Annotated in this window: 17 protein-coding genes and 1 rRNA gene; 10 read left to right on the plus strand and 8 right to left on the minus strand. The window is 53.0% G+C overall.

Annotated features, from left to right (window positions below; all coding sequences use genetic code 11):
- The first annotated feature begins 9 nt into the window (after positions 1-9).
- From accA to A936_RS09340, 5 genes are all read left to right on the plus strand, one after another.
- Entirely contained in the window at positions 10-969 is a 960-nt protein-coding gene (accA, locus tag A936_RS09320; RefSeq protein ID WP_008456951.1) for an acetyl-CoA carboxylase carboxyl transferase subunit alpha, read from the plus strand.
- A 115-nt stretch (positions 970-1,084) separates the two neighbouring features.
- Positions 1,085-3,226 carry a lysine decarboxylase LdcC gene (locus tag A936_RS09325; protein ID WP_008456953.1) on the plus strand — a complete coding sequence of 714 codons (2,142 nt, stop codon included), beginning with the start codon at positions 1,085-1,087 and terminating at the stop codon, positions 3,224-3,226.
- Between the two features lie 57 nt (positions 3,227-3,283).
- A complete protein-coding gene (locus tag A936_RS09330; protein ID WP_008456956.1) occupies positions 3,284-3,673 on the plus strand; it encodes a VOC family protein in 390 nt (129 codons plus the stop codon).
- Between the two features lie 61 nt (positions 3,674-3,734).
- A complete protein-coding gene (tilS, locus tag A936_RS09335) occupies positions 3,735-5,042 on the plus strand; it encodes a tRNA lysidine(34) synthetase TilS (RefSeq protein ID WP_008456958.1) in 1,308 nt (435 codons plus the stop codon).
- Positions 5,039-5,350 carry a c-type cytochrome gene (locus A936_RS09340; RefSeq protein ID WP_008456960.1) on the plus strand — a complete coding sequence of 104 codons (312 nt, stop codon included), beginning with the start codon at positions 5,039-5,041 and terminating at the stop codon, positions 5,348-5,350. Before tilS ends, A936_RS09340 begins: the two co-directional genes overlap by 4 nt.
- A gap of 55 nt (positions 5,351-5,405) precedes the next feature.
- On the opposite strand, the gene rof is transcribed toward A936_RS09340, so the two are convergent.
- Entirely contained in the window at positions 5,406-5,666 is a 261-nt protein-coding gene (rof, locus tag A936_RS09345; RefSeq protein ID WP_008456962.1) for a Rho-binding antiterminator, read from the minus strand.
- Positions 5,653-5,853: a YaeP family protein gene (locus A936_RS09350; RefSeq protein ID WP_008456963.1), complete on the minus strand. Its 201-nt coding sequence runs from the start codon at positions 5,851-5,853 to the stop codon at positions 5,653-5,655. Before A936_RS09350 ends, rof begins: the two co-directional genes overlap by 14 nt.
- A 198-nt stretch (positions 5,854-6,051) precedes the next feature.
- Here A936_RS09350 and A936_RS09355 point away from each other — a divergent pair, with 198 nt between their 5' ends.
- From A936_RS09355 to nlpE, 3 genes are read left to right on the plus strand one after another with little or no spacing between them, the layout of a single operon-like run.
- Entirely contained in the window at positions 6,052-6,594 is a 543-nt protein-coding gene (locus tag A936_RS09355) for a YaeQ family protein (RefSeq protein ID WP_008456965.1), read from the plus strand.
- Complete coding sequence (gene arfB / locus A936_RS09360; protein WP_008456967.1) at positions 6,591-7,013, plus strand: alternative ribosome rescue aminoacyl-tRNA hydrolase ArfB; 423 nt, start codon at positions 6,591-6,593, stop codon at positions 7,011-7,013. The genes A936_RS09355 and arfB overlap by 4 nt, the downstream gene beginning before the upstream one ends.
- Positions 7,014-7,049: 36 nt before the next feature.
- On the plus strand, positions 7,050-7,739 hold the full coding sequence (nlpE, locus tag A936_RS09365) for an envelope stress response activation lipoprotein NlpE (RefSeq protein WP_008456969.1): 690 nt from the start codon (positions 7,050-7,052) through the stop codon (positions 7,737-7,739).
- Between the two features lie 50 nt (positions 7,740-7,789).
- On the opposite strand, the gene proS is transcribed toward nlpE, so the two are convergent.
- The 6 genes from proS to metN all read right to left on the minus strand — a co-directional run bounded on the left by proS (position 7,790) and on the right by metN (position 13,364).
- Positions 7,790-9,508: a proline--tRNA ligase gene (gene proS / locus A936_RS09370; RefSeq protein WP_008456972.1), complete on the minus strand. Its 1,719-nt coding sequence runs from the start codon at positions 9,506-9,508 to the stop codon at positions 7,790-7,792.
- A gap of 110 nt (positions 9,509-9,618) precedes the next feature.
- Positions 9,619-10,326 (minus strand): tRNA (N6-threonylcarbamoyladenosine(37)-N6)-methyltransferase TrmO, encoded by a 708-nt coding sequence (gene tsaA, locus A936_RS09375; protein ID WP_008456974.1) that lies wholly within the window; start codon positions 10,324-10,326, stop codon positions 9,619-9,621.
- Positions 10,323-10,727 (minus strand): envelope stress sensor lipoprotein RcsF, encoded by a 405-nt coding sequence (rcsF, locus tag A936_RS09380; RefSeq protein ID WP_008456976.1) that lies wholly within the window; start codon positions 10,725-10,727, stop codon positions 10,323-10,325. Before rcsF ends, tsaA begins: the two co-directional genes overlap by 4 nt.
- 113 nt (positions 10,728-10,840) lie before the next feature.
- A complete protein-coding gene (locus A936_RS09385) occupies positions 10,841-11,656 on the minus strand; it encodes a MetQ/NlpA family lipoprotein (protein ID WP_008456978.1) in 816 nt (271 codons plus the stop codon).
- A 30-nt stretch (positions 11,657-11,686) separates the two neighbouring features.
- Positions 11,687-12,340: a methionine ABC transporter permease MetI gene (locus A936_RS09390; RefSeq protein WP_008456980.1), complete on the minus strand. Its 654-nt coding sequence runs from the start codon at positions 12,338-12,340 to the stop codon at positions 11,687-11,689.
- The gene (gene metN / locus A936_RS09395) at positions 12,333-13,364 is read right to left on the minus strand and encodes a methionine ABC transporter ATP-binding protein MetN (RefSeq protein ID WP_008456982.1); all 1,032 of its coding nucleotides are present in this window, start codon (positions 13,362-13,364) and stop codon (positions 12,333-12,335) included. The genes A936_RS09390 and metN overlap by 8 nt, the downstream gene beginning before the upstream one ends.
- 188 nt (positions 13,365-13,552) lie before the next feature.
- On the opposite strand from metN, the gene gmhB reads away from it, so the two are divergent.
- The gene (gene gmhB / locus A936_RS09400; protein ID WP_008456984.1) at positions 13,553-14,113 is read left to right on the plus strand and encodes a D-glycero-beta-D-manno-heptose 1,7-bisphosphate 7-phosphatase; all 561 of its coding nucleotides are present in this window, start codon (positions 13,553-13,555) and stop codon (positions 14,111-14,113) included.
- 378 nt (positions 14,114-14,491) lie between these two features.
- Positions 14,492-14,594, plus strand: a 16S ribosomal RNA gene (locus A936_RS09405); the annotation flags it as partial.

Here is a 14,594-nt window from a genome sequence, read left to right on the forward strand (position 1 = left end):
AGGAATATTATGAGTCTGAATTTCCTTGATTTCGAACAGCCGATTGCAGAGCTGGAAGCGAAAATCGATTCCCTGACGGCCGTTAGCCGCCAGGATGAAAAACTGGATATTAATCTGGACGAAGAAGTGCAGCGTCTGCGCGAGAAAAGCGTTGAGCTGACCCGCAAGATCTTCGCTGATTTAGGTGCATGGCAGATTGCGCAGCTGGCGCGCCATCCGCAGCGTCCGTACACCCTGGATTACGTTCGTCTGGCTTTTGATGAGTTCGACGAACTGGCCGGCGATCGTGCCTATGCCGACGATAAAGCTATCGTGGGCGGTATTGCTCGTCTGGAAGGTCGTCCGGTGATGATCATTGGTCATCAGAAAGGGCGCGAAACCAAAGAGAAAATCCGTCGTAACTTCGGTATGCCGGCACCAGAAGGCTACCGTAAAGCGCTGCGTCTGATGGAAATGGCTGAACGTTTTAACATGCCGATCATTACCTTCATCGACACGCCGGGTGCTTATCCGGGCGTTGGCGCCGAAGAACGTGGTCAGTCTGAAGCGATCGCCCGCAACCTGCGTGAAATGTCCCGCCTGAAAGTACCGGTCATTTGTACCGTTATCGGTGAAGGTGGTTCCGGTGGTGCGCTGGCCATTGGCGTGGGTGACAAAGTAAACATGCTGCAGTACAGCACTTACTCCGTTATTTCCCCGGAAGGCTGTGCGTCAATCCTGTGGAAGAGCGCGGATAAAGCCCCGCTGGCCGCAGAAGCGATGGGGATCATTGCTCCTCGCCTGAAAGAGCTGAAGCTGATCGATACCGTGATCCCAGAGCCGTTGGGTGGTGCGCATCGCAATCCAGAAGTGATGGCTGCTTCCCTGCGTGCACAGCTGCTGGCCGATCTGGCGGATCTCGACGTGTTGAACAAAGATGAATTGTTAAACCGTCGTTATCAGCGCCTGATGAGCTACGGCTACGCCTGATTTTGAGTTGTAAAATAGCGATAAGGGTCGGATTTTCCGGCCCTTTTTGCATTTATTGCTTCATGGAAAATCCCATTGCGCTATGCTTAGCCAGGTGATTTCCAGGAGGTGAACATTGAATACCATTGCGATTATGGGGCCGCACGGCGTTTTCTACAAAGACGAGCCTATTAAGGAACTGCATCGCGCGCTGGAGCTGCAGGGCTTTCAGCTCATCTACCCCACCAACAGCACTGACCTGCTTAAGCTGATTGAGCACAACCCTCGTATCTGCGGCGTGGTCTTTGACTGGGACGAATACAGCCTCGACTTGTGCAGCGAAATTAACCTGCTGAATGAAGATCTGCCGCTGTATGCATTCATCAATACACATTCCTCTCTAAACGTTAGCGTGAATGAAATGCGCATGGCGCTGTGGTTCTTCGAGTATGCGCTGAGCGCGGCCGACGACATCGCCCTGCGTATTCGCCAGTACACCGACGAGTACCTGGATACGATTACGCCGCCGCTGACCAAAGCGCTGTTCACCTATGTGAAAGAGGGAAAATACACTTTCTGTACGCCAGGGCATATGGCCGGTACCGCCTACCAGAAAAGCCCGGTCGGCTGCTTGTTTTACGACTTTTTTGGCGGCAACACGCTGAAGGCCGACGTGTCGATTTCGGTTACGGAGCTGGGTTCGCTGCTAGATCATACCGGCCCTCATCTGGAGGCGGAGGAGTACATTGCCCGCACCTTCGGCGCCGAACAAAGCTATATGGTGACTAACGGGACTTCGACGTCGAACAAGATAGTCGGGATGTATGCCGCGCCATCCGGCAGCACAATTCTGGTCGATCGTAACTGCCATAAATCGCTGACCCATTTGCTGATGATGACCAATCTGGTGCCAATCTGGCTGAAGCCAACGCGTAACGCGCTGGGGATCCTGGGCGGTATTCCGCAGCGTGAATTTACTCGTGAAAATATCGAGAAAAAGGTCGCTGAAACCCCGAATGCGCAGTGGCCGGTGCACGCGGTTATCACCAACTCGACCTACGACGGGCTGCTGTACAACACCGATTTCATCAAGCAAACGCTAGATGTGCCGTCGATTCACTTTGACTCCGCCTGGGTGCCCTATACCAACTTCCATCCGATTTATCAGGGAAAAAGCGGCATGAGCGGTGATCGAGTACCGGGGAAAATTATCTATGAAACCCAGTCGACCCATAAGCTGCTGGCGGCGTTCTCCCAGGCTTCGCTGATTCACATTAAAGGTGATTACGATGAAGAGACCTTTAACGAAACCTACATGATGCATACCACCACTTCCCCGAGCTATCCGCTGGTGGCCTCGATTGAAACGGCCGCGGCGATGCTGCGCGGTAATACGGGGAAACGGCTGATCAACCGTTCCGTTGAGCGTGCCCTGCATTTCCGCCGTGAAGTGCAGCGCCTGCGCGAAGAGTCAGAAGACTGGTTCTTCGATATCTGGCAACCCGATCATGTTGATGAGGCCGAGTGCTGGCCCATTGCCCCCGGAGAGGAAGACTGGCATGGCTTCAGGGATGCCGATGCCGAACACATGTATCTCGACCCTATCAAAGTCACTATTTTGACGCCGGGTATGAGCGAGTTGGGCGAAATGGCAGAAGAGGGGATCCCGGCGGCGCTGGTGGCCAAGTTTCTCGACGAGCGGGGCGTTGTTGTTGAGAAGACCGGTCCGTACAACCTGCTGTTCCTGTTCAGTATCGGTATTGATAAGACAAAAGCGCTAAGCCTGCTGCGCGGGCTGACGGAGTTTAAGCGCTCTTACGATCTTAATTTGCGTGTGAAGAACATGCTGCCGGATCTTTATGCGGAAGATCCGGACTTTTATCGCAACATGCGCATTCAGACGCTGGCGCAGGGGATCCACAAACTGATTAAGCAACATAACCTGCCCGATCTAATGTTGCGCGCTTTTGATGTCCTGCCAGAAATGCGTATGACGCCGCATGAGGCTTATCAGCAGCAGGTGAAAGGCAACGTAGAAACGGTAGAAATAGAGGAACTGTTGGGCAGAGTTTCAGCCAATATGATCCTGCCTTATCCGCCAGGCGTGCCGGTGGTGATGCCGGGAGAAGTGATCACCAAAGAGAGTCGGGCGGTGCTCGACTTCCTGCTGATGCTGTGCTCTGTGGGGGAACATTATCCGGGCTTTGAAACGGATATTCACGGGGCTAAACTCGGTGAGGACGGCGTCTACAGAGTACGAGTCTTAAAAGAGGCTTGAGCGCTTGCTTTGCAGGGAAGCGATGATTACCTTGCCTGAAGTGACTAAGGAGATTTTATGCTGGGTTTAAAGCAAATTCATCACGTCGCGATTATCGCGTCGGACTACGAACGCAGTAAGCAATTCTATTGCGATGTGCTGGAGTTTACGCTGGAAGCGGAAGTTTACCGCAAAGAGCGGGACTCCTGGAAAGGCGATCTGGCGCTGAATGGCCAGTACGTTATTGAGCTATTCTCTTTTCCGTTTCCGCCTGTACGCCCAAGTCGCCCAGAGGCCTGCGGGCTTCGTCACCTGGCATTCAGCGTGGAAAACATTGACCAGGCGATTACGCACCTGGAAAGCCACGGCGTGAAATGCGAGCCCATCCGCATCGATCCCTATACCAACAAACGTTTCACCTTCTTCAGCGATCCCGACGGCCTGCCGCTGGAACTTTATCAGCAGTAAACCTTGCCAGCGCCGCGAATGCCCGGTAATTTGCCGGGCAAACCCCTCGTAACGACAAACTATGACTAGCCGCGAACTTCAGTCTTTTCTGCATCCTCACCGCCAACTGCTGGTGGCGTTTAGCGGTGGGCTGGATTCGACGGTTCTGCTGCACCAAGTCGTTACCCTGCGAGATACTCTGCAACCTGGCCTGAATATCAGGGCAATGCATATCCACCATGGACTCAGCCCGAGAGCAGACAGCTGGGTGGAACATTGCCGGGCAATTTGTGAGAAGTGGAACGTGCCCTTCGAAGTGGCTTATGTTCAGCTTCCCTCCGGCGGCCAGGGGATTGAAGGGGAAGCGAGGGCGGCCCGCTACCAGGCGCTTTCTGACTCGCTTTTGGCAGGTGAAGTGCTGCTGACGGCACAGCATTTGGACGACCAGTGTGAGACCTTCCTGTTGGCGCTTAAACGCGGCAGCGGCCCGGCCGGGCTGGCGTCGATGCTTGCGATTTTGCCTTTTAGCGACACATTATTATTGCGCCCGTTGCTGGCAACTTCACGGGCACAGCTTGAGGAGTGGGCTGGCGTTCACCGGCTAAGCTGGATTGAGGACGAAAGTAATCAGGACGATAAGTATGACCGGAATTTCCTGCGTCTGAGAGTCGTTCCTCTGCTGCAGCAAAGATGGCCCCATTTTTCCCGCAGCGTTGCCCGCAGCGCTGCGTTATGCGGCGAGCAGGAACAGCTGCTTGATGAACTGCTTGCCGAACAGCTGGATAACTTGATGTCACCCGAGGGCGCGCTGCATATTGAGTCGATGCTGGCGATGAGTGAGGCACGGCGATTTGCCCTGCTGCGGCGCTGGCTCTCCTGGCATCGGGCTGCGATGCCGTCCCGGGCTTCTCTTCAACGTTTATGGCAGGAAGTCGCTTTAAGTCGGGAAGATGCCAATCCTCGCCTTCGCCTGGGCGAACATGAAATCAGGCGTTTTCAGGGGGAACTGTATTGGGTTCCGCTGCTGACCATCGATCGGGAAAAAAGCTATTTATGGCCCGCACCTTATCACCCCATGAATCTCCCTGGGCTGGGAATGATTTTACTCAGCGAGAAGGGAATGCCGGTGCGTGCGCCAGCAGAGGACGAAATTGTTAGCCTGCGTTTTAAGGCTTCGGGTTTGCTGCATATTGTCGGCCGTGATAAAAGGCGAACGCTGAAAAAAATCTGGCAGGAATTGCGCATTCCGCCATGGGAACGTGACGCCACGCCGCTGCTGTTTTATGGCGAGCAACTTATCGCTGCGCCGGGTATTTTTGTCACTCGTGAAGGACAAGCTACGGAACATTCATGCTGGCACATAGACTGGCAAAAGGGAGTTGAGCAATGAAAAAAGTCGTATTGCTGCTTGGGCTGATAGTCTGCAGTTTACCTGCTCTGGCGAAAGGCGATCCCCAGGCCGGGGAAGCGAAGGCCATGACCTGCGTTGCCTGCCATGGCATGAGTGGGAAAGCTTCTGCGCCGCTGTACCCAAACATTGGCGGGCAGAGCGAAGCTTATCTGGAGCATTCGCTTCAGGCTTATAAAAAAGGGGAGCGCAGCGGTGGGCAGGCAGAAATCATGAAGGCTTACGTCAGCGGGCTTTCAGACGAGGATATCTCTGATTTAGCGGCCTACTACGCCTCAATGAAGCCGTAAACAAAACGGGCAGCCTCGATAGCTGCCCGTTTTGTTTGAGATGGGGTGATCAGATTTATTCGACGCTCACCACGATAGTGCCGATTTCGGGGTGGCTAAAGCTGTTAATTTTATCGAGGCGTAGCTCACGCGTAGCGCCAGCGTTATCGACAACCAGGTATTCGACGTTTTTACGAGAAACCAGATCGCTCGCTTTGGCTTTCAAAACCTCCCCGTCTTTTAACTCCAGCGTCAGTAACAAATGATGCTGGCAGGCGAGCTCGAGATTGTCATAATCATCACAGTTGATGGGTTGATACGCATCATTCATTGACATAATCGCTCACCAGTAAGTTCGCGGCAGCATAAGCCGCCTGTTCCCTGACCGACTCCGATACGGCCTCGCTGGAGGCAACTTCGTTCAGAGCCTTCAATACGCATCCTAAGGCATCAGGAATATAGCCTAAATCGCCGCTGGCAATTTCCGCATAGCGTTGCCGAACTAATTCACAATACTTTTCCACATACCCTCCTCTCAGAGTCCCGACTTCAGACCTACTCGTGGGGTCAAGTCTAAGCCTACGAAGATAAACTCTGTTTAGCAAGGTGACTATACCACAGCAATGTAACCGATATCAGCCACGCAAATATACCCGTCATACTCAGAGCCGAAGGAGTGTTATTTCGCTACAATAGCGCGCAATTGTGTATGGAGAAGTGTGATGGCGTTAAAAGCGACAATTTATAAGGCGACGGTAAATGTGGCCGATCTCGATCGTAATCGGTTTCTGGACAGCAGCCTGACGCTGGCGCGTCATCCCTCGGAAACGCAGGAGCGCATGATGCTGCGCCTGCTGGCATGGATTAAATATGCGGATGAGCGTCTGGAATTTACCCGTGGCCTCAGCGCAGAAGACGAGCCGGAAATCTGGCGTAAAAACGATCACCTTGGCATTGATTTGTGGGTAGAACTAGGGTTACCGGAAGAACGTCGGGTCAAAAAAGCCTGCAGCCAGTCGGCTGAGGTGGCATTGTTTACCTATAATAGTCGGGCGGCGGAAATTTGGTGGCAGCAAAACCAGACCCGCCTGAGCCAGTTTAAAAACCTGTCCATCTGGTATCTGGATGACGCACAGCTGGCGAAGTTAAGTGAGTTTGGTACGCGCACCATGAACCTGCAGGCGACAATTCAGGATGGCGCAATCTGGCTGTCCGACAGCGAGAATAATCTGGAAATTCACTTTACGGCCTGGCTGCAACAATGATTTCCGTGTCGCGAACGGTCGTTATCCCGGACAATGAAGTCACGATTACCGCGATTCGTGCCCAGGGGGCGGGCGGGCAGCATGTGAATAAAACCTCAACGGCGATTCATTTGCGTTTTGATATTCCTGCCTCTAGCCTGCCGGAGTCGTATAAGATACGTCTGCTGGCGGTAAGTCACCATTTGATCACGCCTGAGGGCGTGGTGGTGATTAAAGCCCAGGAATACCGAAGCCAGGAGATGAACCGCGAAGCGGCGGTGGCTCGCCTGGTTTCATTGATACAAGAACTCACCGTAGTGCAGAAGAGCCGCCGTGCCACAAAGCCGACGCGGGCTTCTAAAGAGCGGCGTCTGGCCTCAAAGGCGCAGAAATCGACAACCAAAGCACTACGCGGCAAAGTTCGTCGTCATCCGGAGTAGCGACGAACATTGGGACAACGGCATAAGGAATGAAGCATGAAGAAGAGTCTTCTGGCTGCGCTGGCAGCGCTCAGCCTGTTCACGCTATTTGGCTGTAATAATCGTACGGAAACGCAAACTTTGATCCCGGCTCAGGCGGCGGAATTGAAACCGATGCAGCAGAGCTATCGCGGCGTAGTGCCGTGTGCGGATTGTGAAGGGATTGAAACCTCGCTGTTCCTGGAAAAGGACGGCACCTGGGTGATGAATCAGACTTACCAGGGTAAAGGAGCCTCATTTGCCAGCTACGGTAAATGGGCGCGGACTGCCGATAAACTGGTCTTAACCGACAGCGAAGGCGAGAAGCAGTATTACCACCCTAAGGGCGACAGCCTGGTGATGCTGGATCGTGAAGGCAATCCGATTGATTCGCAGTTCAACTACACGCTAAAAGCGGTGGATGCGAAGCTGCCGTCAACGCCAATGCCGATGAAAGGCAAGTATAAATACATGGCTGACGCGGCGGTATTCCAGGACTGTGCGACCGGTAAAACCTTTGCCGTTGCGGATAATGCCGAGCTCGAAAGAGCCTATGCGGCAGCGCGCGGCAAGAACAGCGCGCCAATCCTGCTGGTGGTAGAAGGGCACTTTACGCTGCAGGCTTCTCCAGACAGTGGGGAGTTACAAAAAGCGCTGGTCGCGGATAAGGGTGCGAAGTTTAAGCCCGGCAAAGAGTGTAACGACTAAAACGAAAAAGCCCGTCCAGATGGACGGGCTTTTTTATGCTCAGCGGTTAATTAGCCTTTGATCTGCTTCACCAGGAAATCAACGATCTCGTTGGTTTTGATCATCTGCTTCTCACCGGCACGGCGATGTTTGTATTCGATCTCTTCGTTGTCGAGATTGCGGTCGCCGATAACGATAGTGTGAGGAATACCAATCAGCTCCATGTCGGCAAACATCACGCCTGGACGCTCTTTACGATCGTCCAGCAGCACGTCGATGCCCTGCGCGCGCAGCGTGGTATACAGCTCTTCAGCCAGCTGCTGCACGCGGAATGACTTGTGCATGTTCATTGGCAGAATCGCAACGTGGAACGGGGCGATAGCGTCCGGCCACAGAATACCGCGATCGTCAAAGTTCTGTTCAATCGCAGCCGCGACCACGCGGGTAACACCGATGCCATAGCAACCCATGGTCAGGGTCTGGTTACGGCCATCTTCACCCTGAACCGCGGCTTTCAGCGCTTCAGAGTACTTGGTACCCAACTGGAAGATGTGACCCACTTCGATGCCGCGCTTGATCATCAAGGTGCCTTTGCCGTCCGGGCTTGGATCGCCGGCCACAACGTTACGGATATCCGCAACTTCTGGCAGCGCAACATCGCGTTCCCAGTTAATGCCGATAAAGTGTTTGCCGTCGATGTTTGCGCCAGCGGCGAAATCACTCATTGCCGCAACGCTGCGGTCAATCACAACTGGAACAGGCAGATTGATTGGACCCAGGGAACCAGGACCGGCTTTCACGATGTCGCGAATTTCTTGTTCGGTGGCGAATGTTAGCGGACTTGCTACCTGCGGCAGTTTCTCAGCCTTCACTTCGTTCAGCTCGTGATCGCCACGAACCAGCAAAGCAACCAGCGGATAAGCGCTGCCTTCGGTGGCTTTCACCAGCAGAGTCTTAACCGTTTTCTCGATTGGCAGGTTGAACTGCTCAACCAGCTCGGCGATAGTTTTTGCGTTCGGGGTGTCGATTTGGCTCATTTCAGCGGTTGGCGCTGCGCGGCCTGCTGCCGGCGCTAAAGCTTCAGCGAATTCGATGTTTGCCGCATAGTCTGAGCTGTCAGAGAAGATTACATCGTCTTCACCGCTTTGGGCCAGTACCTGGAACTCATGGGAAGCGCTGCCGCCAATAGAGCCGGTATCTGCCTGAACGGCACGGAAATCCAGACCCATACGGGAGAAAATCTTGCTGTAAGCCTCATACATCTTGTCGTAGGTTTCCTGCAGGGATTCCTGAGACGTATGGAACGAGTAGGCGTCTTTCATCAGGAATTCGCGGGAACGCATTACGCCAAAACGTGGGCGCACTTCGTCACGGAATTTAGTCTGGATCTGGAACAGATTCAGCGGCAGCTGCTTGTAGGAGCTCAGTTCGTTGCGAATCAGGTCGGTGATCACTTCTTCGTGGGTTGGACCCAGCACGAAAGGACGTTCGCCACGGTCAACAAAGCGCAGCAGCTCCGGGCCGTATTGCTCCCAACGTCCACTCTCCTGCCACAGGTCGGCGGGTTGAACCACCGGCATGCACATTTCGATAGCACCGGCGTTGTTCATTTCTTCACGCACGATGTTTTCGACTTTCTTCAGGACGCGCAAACCGGTTGGCAGCCAGGTGTATAAACCGGAGGCCAGCTTGCGGATCATCCCGGCGCGCAGCATCAGCTGGTGGCTGACTACTTCAGCGTCGGCAGGTGTCTCCTTCAGAGTGGAGAGCAGATATTGGCTAGTACGCATGTTGTTACGGTTCCATTTGAACGGCAGAGCGCAGGCCAGCGGCGGCCTGCTTCAAAAAAAGTGGTTTAGTTTACCAGTGTGGCAGAGATGTCAAAAGAGAGAGGGCTAAATTAACTCGTTTCGAGAGCGAACACTTCAAAACCGTGTTCTGTGACGCGCCAGCGAACGTTAAAGTCCAGCAGCAGAACGGCGTAAGTTTTCCCGACATCTTCACCTTTACGATAGGCAGGACGAGGGTCCTGAGCAAGCACCTGACTGATAAAACGCGCAAGATGCGGATAGCGTTTTTCCAGCCCGGTCAACTGATGCTGCACTTCTGGTGTAAACATCACAGGCATGTCCGCCTGCGGAGCCTGCTTTGCATAGCCAGCACGTGCGTCCGGCACGGCTTCTGCAAATGGCAGGTACGGTTTGATATCTACAATGGGCGTGCCATCCACCAAATCCAGACTGCCGAGCTGTAAGATCACTTCATCTTTTTGGCAACGAATACCTTTAAGCTCAACCAGCGACATGCCGATTGGATTCGGGCGAAACGTGGAACGCGTAGCAAACACGCCCATTCGCGCGTTGCCGCCAAGCCGGGGAGGACGTACGGTTGGGCGCCAGCCGCCCTCCATCGTTTGGTGAAAGACAAACAGCAGCCACAGATGGCTAAACCCTTCCAGCCCACGCACGGCATCGGCCTGGTTGTAAGGCGCAAGCAGATGCAGTTCACCGCCGCCATCTTTGATCAGACCGGGCTGACGCGGGACGGCGAACTTTTCTTTATAAGGGGAGCGAATAACGCCTATTTGTGCAAATTGAAATGGGGTCATTGCGCCGAAACTTGCAGCGCGGAGCCAACGCAAACGGCCTGACGGTAGCACCCTGGCGTGCCGGTGGTGATGTCGCAGCTGTGCTGCAGGACCGCATTGGCTTTCATTTTGGAGGCATTAATCTGCATGCGTTTACGCGCTGTCGGGATATTCGGGGGAGAATCCTGATTGCTTGCCTGGCAAGACTCGCCGCTGACTTCGCCTAAATCACGGAACGGTTTACCCACCAAGTCTTCTGCGTTGGTGTAGATTCTGACCGGAACAGGGCGAGGCGCTTTCGGTTTCTCTGTTTCTGTCTTCGGCGCAGCTGCCGTGCTTTGAACGGGTTCTACTGGGGATCTGCTTAGCATTGAACAGCCGCTCAGCGCGAAGGCTAATAAACAGATCGGTAAAGCACGCATAATATTTCCTCAATGAATGTAAAACGGGGAACATTGAAGCAAGCTCGAACCAAAATAACAAGGCGGGCTTGCGCCCGCCTTTAATTATTTACGTAAAACTGAAGAATGGAAACTTACCAGCCTTTAACCGCGCCGCCGTTAAAGACTTTGTTAGCCGCTTCGTTCACTTCGTCAGACTGATAGGCCTGAACGAACTTCTTCACGTTTTCTGCATCTTTGTTGTCTTCACGAGAAACGATCAGGTTCACGTAAGGCGAGTTTTTGTCTTCAACGAAGATACCGTCTTTCGCTGGTGTCAGGCCAATCTGGCTAGCGTAAGTGGTGTTGATGATGGCCAGAGCAATCTGCGCATCGTCAAGAGAACGCGGCAGTTGCGGTGCTTCCAGCTCAACCAGTTTCAGATTTTTTGGGTTCTCGGTGACATCCAGCACGGTTGGCAACAGACCAACGCCGTCTTTCAGTTTGATCAGACCTTCTTTCTGCAGCAGCAGCAGAGAACGGCCGAGGTTAGTCGGGTCGTTTGGCAGTGCTACCTGAGAACCCGGCTGCAGTTCAGCCAGTGATTTGATTTTTTTGGAGTAGCCGGCAATTGGATAAACAAAGGTATTGCCTACGGAAACCAGCTTATAACCACGATCTTTGATCTGCTGATCCAGGTAAGGTTTGTGCTGGAAGGCGTTAACGTCGATATCGCCTTTGCTGAGTGCTTCGTTTGGCAGGACATAGTCGGTAAAGGTCACCAGCTCAACATCGAGGCCATACTTCTCTTTAGCCACTTTCTGAGCCACTTCCGCAACCTGCTGCTCAGCGCCAGCAATCACGCCGACTTTAATGTGGTTTGGATCTTTCTCTTCCTGACCGCAACCCACCAGGGCCAGAGAGCCAATCAGAGCGCCGACCGCGGCGAACGTTTTAAAGTTAAAAGCCATGTCCTTTTCCTTGTATGAATGCAGTTGTGTTTATTTGTGTGTAACAGCCCGGACGATACGATCGCCAGAGAATTGAATTAAGTAAACCAGCACGACCAGCAGAACCAGTACGGTATTCATTACGGTAGCGTTGTAGCCGATGTACCCGTACTGATAGCCAATCTGCCCCAGACCACCGGCACCGACGGCACCACCCATAGCAGAATAGCCCACTAAAGTGATAAGGGTAATCGTCGCGGCATTGACCAGGCCTGGAAGCGCTTCTGGAAGCAGTACTTTACGAATGATTTGCAGCGGCGTAGCGCCCATCGCGCGTGAAGCTTCAATCAGGCCGGTTGGAATTTCCAGCAGGGCATTTTCAACCATACGCGCAATAAACGGCGCGGCACCAACGGTCAACGGAACGATAGCCGCTTGCAGGCCGATAGATGTTCCTACGATGACGCGAGTAAAAGGGATCATCCAGACAAGCAGGATAATGAATGGAATAGAACGGAAAATGTTAACGATCGCCGAGAGGCTGCGGTAAAGCTTCGCATTGGCGCTGATTTGCCCAGGACGAGTGATGTAAAGCAGCACGCCGACTGGCAGACCGAGCACAAATCCGAAGAAACCGGAAACAAAGGTCATGGCCAACGTTTCATATACGCCGCGAGCCAGTAACCAAATCATTGCTTCAGACATAACCCAGCACCTCTACTTTCACGTGTTGCTCCTGCAGCCAGGCAATAGCCGCTTGCGTATCTTTTGGCTCGCCGTGCATTTCACACAGCATGATGCCGAACTTCACGCCACCGGCATAATCCATCTGCGCGCTAATAATGTTGCTGTTCACGTTGAAGGTACGTGCTGTTTCTGAGAGCAGTGGGGCATCGACCGACTGGCCAGTGAACTCCAGGCGTAATAAAGGTACCGCATTTTCTTTATGCTCTGCGTTCAGACGCTGCGCGTAATCTTCCGGCACGTCGAGGTGCAGTGTGGACTGAATAAACTGCTGCGCCAGAGGCGTTTTCGGATGGGAGAACACTTCGCTCACCGTATCCTGCTCAATAAGCTCGCCGTTGCTGATCACGGCCACGCAGTCACAAATACGTTTGACCACATCCATCTCGTGGGTGATAAGCAGAATGGTCAGGCCCAGGCGGCGGTTAATGTCTTTCAGCAGCTCCAGAATGGAGCGGGTCGTGGCTGGGTCCAACGCGCTGGTAGCTTCGTCACACAGCAGGACCTTTGGGTTGCTGGCAAGCGCACGAGCAATCGCGACGCGCTGCTTCTGACCGCCGGAAAGGTTTGCAGGCCAGGCATCGTGCTTTTCACCTAAACCAACTAAGTCCAGTAGCTCGGTAACGCGACGTTTAATCTCTTCTTTTGGCGTGTTATCCAACTCGAGCGGCAGAGCGACGTTACCAAAAACGGTACGCGAAGAAAGCAGATTAAAGTGCTGGAAGATCATACCGATCTGGCGGCGGGCTTTGGTTAACTGGGTTTCAGAAAGCGTTGTCAGGTCCTGACCGTCAACCAGAACTGAACCTTCGGTTGGACGTTCAAGCAGGTTTACACAGCGGATAAGGGTGCTTTTCCCCGCACCGGACGCGCCAATCACGCCATAAATTTGCCCGGCAGGTACGTGCAGACTGACATTGTTCAATGCCTGTATGCTGCGGTTTCCCTGCTGGAACACCTTGGTGATATTTGAAAGTTTAATCATTGAGTTATTTATTATCGTATCTGTATTAGCCGTGGAATTTTCTGCTACCAGTAACCAAAGTTACCGTAATCGATATGGATGTTAAGGCATCCAGACGTCTAAATCAATCAGCGAGTGAAGGACTGTTCTCTCCTTATTACTAAATCATGCGATACTAAACGTCATTAACCCGTTTCAGGAGTTCTCAAGTGGCACAGTCCGTACCCGCTATTTTTCTCGACCGCGATGGCACCATTAATGTCGATCATGGCTATGTATATGAAGTTGACCGATTCGAGTTTATTGATGGTGTTATAGAAGCAATGCGCGAATTAAAAGAGATGGGCTTTGCTCTGGTGCTGGTGACTAACCAGTCCGGCATTGCGCGCGGGATGTTCACCGAGGCTGACTTTGAAAACCTGACCGAATGGATGGACTGGTCGCTGGCGGACCGCGGCGTCGATCTCGACGGCATCTATTATTGCCCTCATCACCCGGATGGGAGCGTGAAAGAGTTTAGCCAGACTTGTGACTGTCGTAAGCCGCAGCCTGGCATGCTGATTTCTGCCCGTGACTTCCTGCACATTGATATGGCTTCTTCTTATATGGTCGGCGATAAAATTGAAGATATGCAGGCTGGTGCTGCCGCAATGGTGGGGACTAAAGTGCTGGTTCGCACCGGCAAACCAGTGACAGAAGCAGGTGAGGCGGCCGCAGATGTGGTTATTAATAGCCTCGCAGACCTGCCAAAACTCATCAAAAAGCGCTAAAAATAAGCGTTTCGCCTAAAAAATAGCCTATCAGAAAGTTTTTTCAAATTAGGGGTTGTCAGGCTCTGAGAACTCCCTATAATGCGCCTCCACTGACACGGCGAAGCGGCTTCGAAAGCGGCTTCACAACCCGGTAGTCAGTCAGACGAAAGCGAAAATAAACGCTTGACTCTGAAAGAGGGAAGCGTAATATACGCCACCTCGAGTTAGCAAGCGAAAGCGACTAACTCACTGCTCTTTAACAATTTATCAGACAATCTGTGTGGGCACTCGCAGGATTGATATCTCAGCATCTTCGGATGCAAACAAATATCAAGTCTTGAAGAGTGACTACTGATTTTATAAACAGTTTTAATTCTTTGAGCATCAAACACTTTTAAATTGAAGAGTTTGATCATGGCTCAGATTGAACGCTGGCGGCAGGCCTAACACMTGCAAGTCGAGCGGTAGCACGGGGAGCTTGCTCCTGGGTGACGAGCGG

The sequence above is a fragment of the Enterobacter sp. Ag1 genome (assembly GCA_000277545.1).
Classification (GTDB): domain Bacteria; phylum Pseudomonadota; class Gammaproteobacteria; order Enterobacterales; family Enterobacteriaceae; genus Cedecea.